4 protein-coding genes and 1 pseudogene are annotated in these 3,765 nt (G+C 71.2%); 1 reads left to right on the top strand and 4 read right to left on the bottom strand.

From position 1 onward, the window contains the following. From KBX39_RS25865 to KBX39_RS25880, 4 genes and pseudogenes are all read right to left on the bottom strand, one after another. Window positions 1-305: pseudogene (locus tag KBX39_RS25865) on the bottom strand (hypothetical protein); the annotation flags it as partial. Window positions 306-379: 74 nt separating this feature from the next. Next, window positions 380-688 carry a cupin gene (locus tag KBX39_RS25870; protein WP_069087953.1) on the bottom strand — a complete coding sequence of 103 codons (309 nt, stop codon included), beginning with the start codon at window positions 686-688 and terminating at the stop codon, window positions 380-382. Continuing rightward, the gene (locus KBX39_RS25875) at window positions 685-1,635 is read right to left on the bottom strand and encodes an LLM class F420-dependent oxidoreductase (RefSeq protein WP_166456954.1); all 951 of its coding nucleotides are present in this window, start codon (window positions 1,633-1,635) and stop codon (window positions 685-687) included. The genes KBX39_RS25870 and KBX39_RS25875 overlap by 4 nt, the downstream gene beginning before the upstream one ends. Before the next feature lie 2 nt (window positions 1,636-1,637). Then, window positions 1,638-2,420, bottom strand: a complete 783-nt coding sequence (locus tag KBX39_RS25880) for an ABC transporter ATP-binding protein (protein WP_064446604.1) — start codon at window positions 2,418-2,420, stop codon at window positions 1,638-1,640. A gap of 284 nt (window positions 2,421-2,704) precedes the next feature. On the opposite strand from KBX39_RS25880, the gene KBX39_RS25885 reads away from it, so the two are divergent. Next, window positions 2,705-3,733, top strand: a complete 1,029-nt coding sequence (locus KBX39_RS25885) for an ABC transporter substrate-binding protein (RefSeq protein ID WP_043328275.1) — start codon at window positions 2,705-2,707, stop codon at window positions 3,731-3,733. The last annotated feature ends 32 nt before the right edge of the window (window positions 3,734-3,765 follow it).

The following is a 3,765-nucleotide window of genomic DNA, read 5'->3' on the forward strand; positions in this document are numbered from 1 at the left end:
GGGGCGACCACCGTCGCGCCCAGCGCGCTGACGCCGGCGATGGAGAGCAGTTCGGTGGTGCCGCCGGGGAGGTCGTCGCGGCGGGCGAAGCGCTCGGTGAGGACGGCTCCGGCGACCGTGGCGACCACGGCGAACCAGCCCACCCAGACGAGCTGGGCGGGCCACCTGTTCACCGAGGCGTCGACGAACGCGCCGTCGAGGCGGACGACTCCGAAGCCGTACGCGATGCCCAACTGGCCGGCCCCGGCCAGTACGCTCACTCCGAGCGCCGTGAGCAGCAGCCTGCCCCACGTCCGAAAGGCCATGTCCGGCACGTTACGGCCCGGTGCCCCCGATCGCCACCTTGCCGCCGCGCGGCGCGGCGAACCTGCCGGCGTGGCTACTTCAGCTCGACCAGCCGGGCGAGGTAGGTGGTGTCGCCGACGTTGGTCAGCATGTGCACCGCGCCCGGATCCCGGTAGACGACGCCGCCGGTCGGCTCGTCGGCGTCGATGGTGGTGCCGTCGATCGTCTGCACCACGTTCTTCGCGCCCTGGACCGCCACCACCAGGTACGGGTGGTCGTGGCGGTGCAGCGGCTGCCGCTCACCCGGCTCCAGCCGGATGTGCCAGACCCGTACCCGGTCGTTCTCGTACACGATCTCCTGGCCCACCGGGCCGAGTTCGAGGTCGGCGGAGAGTTCGGTCATCGTGGTCCGTCCAGTCGGGGGAGCACCTCGGCGGCGATGAGCTCCACGTGGTCGAGGTCGTCGAAGTCGATCAGGCGCAGGTGGACCCGGGTGGCCCCGACCGCGGCGAACTCGCCGATCCGGTCGACGAGCTGGGCGGGGGAGCCGACCACCGGGTCCTCCGGCGGCAGCGCGCTGGTGACGTGCAGCGGGGCGGCCCGGCGCTGCGCCTCGGCGTCGGTGCGTCCGATCGCCACCACGATGCCGGCGGAGAGCGTCAGCGGGGCCCGGCCGGAGGCGTCCCGGCCGGTGCGGTCGCACGCCTCCCGGACCCGGTCGTACGCGGAGGCGGTCTCGGCCACGCTCTTGAACGGCATGTTGAACTCGTCGGCGTAGCGGGCGGCCAGCTCGGGCGTGCGCTTCGGTCCCCGGCCGCCGACGATCACCGGCGGGCCGGGCTGCTGCACCGGTTTGGGCAGCGTCGGCGCGTCGACCAGGCGGTAGTGCTCGCCGGTGAAGCTGTACGTCTCGTCGGCCGGGGTGCGCCACAGCCCGGTGACGATCTCCAGCTGCTCGGCGAGCCGGTCGAAGCGTTCGCTGACCGGCGGGAACGGGATGCCGAACGCGGTGTGCTCACGCTCGTACCAGCCGGCGCCGATGCCCAGCTCGACCCGGCCGCCGCTCATCCGGTCGACCTGGGCGACCATGACGGCGAGCGGCCCGGGGAGCCGGAACGTGGCGGACGTGACGAGCGTGCCGAGCCGGATCCGGGAGGTCTCCCGGGCCAGCGCGGCGAGCGTCAGCCAGGCGTCGGTGGGGCCGGGCAGCGCCGGCTCGTCCCCCATCGCCCGGTAGTGGTCGGCCCGGAAGAAGCCCTCGAAGCCGGTCTCCTCGACCAGCCGGGCGAACCGGAGCTGGTCGTCGTAGTCCGCTCCGCGGTGGGGTTCGGTGAAGACCGAGACCCGCATGGTCACCGTCCTCCCACGGGTACGCCGGGGGCGTCCCGCTCCATCAGCAGTTCGTGCAGCTCGGCGCTGATCCGCGCGACGTCGGCCAGGTGTTCGTGCCGGCCGAGCGTGCGGGGCCGGGGGACGTTCACCTCGACCACCTCGCGGATCCGGCCGGGGCGCGGGCTGAGCACGACGACCCGGTCGGCGAGCAGCACCGCCTCGTCGATCGAGTGGGTGACGAAGACGATCGTGGCCTTCGTCTCCATGTGCACCCGCTGGAGTTCGCCGGAGAGTTCCTCGCGGGTGAGCGCGTCGAGCGCGGAGAACGGCTCGTCCATAAGCATCACCCGGGGTGAGCCGATGAGCGACCGGCAGAGCGAGACGCGCTGCTGCATGCCACCGGACAGCTCGTGCGGGAGCCGCTTCTCGAAGCCGCCCAGCCCGGCCATCTCCAGCAGCTGGCGGGCGCGGTCGCGGTGCTCGGCCCGGCGCCAGCCGAAGATCTCCACCGGCAGCAGCACGTTGTCCAGCACCGTGCGCCAGGGCAGCAGGGCCGGCCGCTGGAACAGCATGGCCACGTCGCGGCGGGGCTTCGTGATCGGCGTACCGGCCACGGTGATCTCGCCGCCGCTGACCGGGAGCAGGCCGGCGATCATGCGCAGGAGCGTGGACTTGCCACAGCCGGACCGGCCGAGTACGGCGACGAACTCGCCTTCGGCGACGTCGAGGTCGATGCCGCGCAGCGCCTCCACCTGCCCGGATCGGCCGTCGAAGGTGCGGGACACCCCGGACAGTCGGATCATCTTCCGCCGGCTCCCTTCCACGTCGTCCGAATGCGAGCCGGGCTAGCGTAGCGGACGGTGCTTATAGCACTGTCCGGGGTGGACGTCAGTCCGCTTTCCGTCACGCAACTTCGTTTCCGTTCCGCAACCGGGACGGAGGGAGCACGCCATCCGCCTTCTCGTACGCTGTTGCGCGCGAAGAGTCCCCTCACGACGGTCCAGTCGGCCCAACCCTCCTGCCGGCCCCGTCGGACCCACGACCCGACCGGCGAGAAAGTCCTGGTCGGAAAGGACATGGTGCACTGATGAGAAGGCTGACCCGTACGGTCGCCGCCGCGGCTCTGGCTACCGCCCTCGCCCTCGTGGGCGGCTGCAGCAGCGACTCGGACAAGTCCGAGAGCGGCGGCGGAAACGGCGGCGCGCTGGAAAAGGTGACGTACCTCACCTCGTTCGGCAACTTCGGCCGTGACTCCTACGCCTGGGTGGCGAAGGACAAGGGCTTCTTCAAGGAGGCCGGTTTCGACGTCGACATCAAGCCCGGCCAGGGCACCGGCTCCGTCATCCAGACCATCACCGGCGGGCAGGCCCAGTTCGGCCCGATCGACCTGACCGGTGGCATCCTCCAGCTCGGCAACGGCCTGGCGAAGGACTTCGTGGCGGTGGCCGCGATCCAGCAGCGCACCATGGCCGCGATCGTCACGGTCGAGGGCAAGAACATCGCCACCCCGAAGGACCTCGAGGGCAAGAAGCTCGCGGACACCCCCTCCTCCGTCGTGCGCAACCTCTTCCCCACGTACGCGCGGCTCGCCGGCATCGACGGCAGCAAGGTGACCTGGGTCAACGGTGAGGCGCAGAGCCTGATGCCGATGCTCGGCTCCGGCTCGGTGGACGGCATCGGCCAGTTCGTCGTCGGCCAGCCGACGGTGGAGACGGTGACCAAGAAGAAGCCGGTCATCCTGCCGTACAGCAACGTGATGCAGGACCTCTACGGCAACGCGCTGATCACTTCCACGAAGCTCGCCAAGGAGAAGCCGGAGATGGTGAAGAAGTTCACCGCCGCGCTGCTCAAGGGCCTGGAGTACTCGCTGGCGAACCCGGACGAGGCCGCCGAGATCCTGAAGAAGAACGTGCCGGCCGCCGTCCCGGCCGCGGCCTCCGCCGAGCTTCAGCTGATGGCCGCGTACGTCCGGTCGAGCAACTCCGGCACCGCGATCGGCACGCTGGACAGCGGCCGGGTGGCCAAGAGCATCGCCCTGCTGAAGGGTGCGGGCGCGCTCAAGCAGGACCTCACCCCGGACCAGATCATCGACTTCGACCTCGCGCCGAAGGCCTGACCGGTCCGCTCGGGCCAACGGGGGTGGGGGGC

This window comes from Micromonospora sp. D75 (genome assembly GCF_018070405.1).
Taxonomy (GTDB): Bacteria; Actinomycetota; Actinomycetes; order Mycobacteriales; family Micromonosporaceae; genus Micromonospora; species Micromonospora chalcea.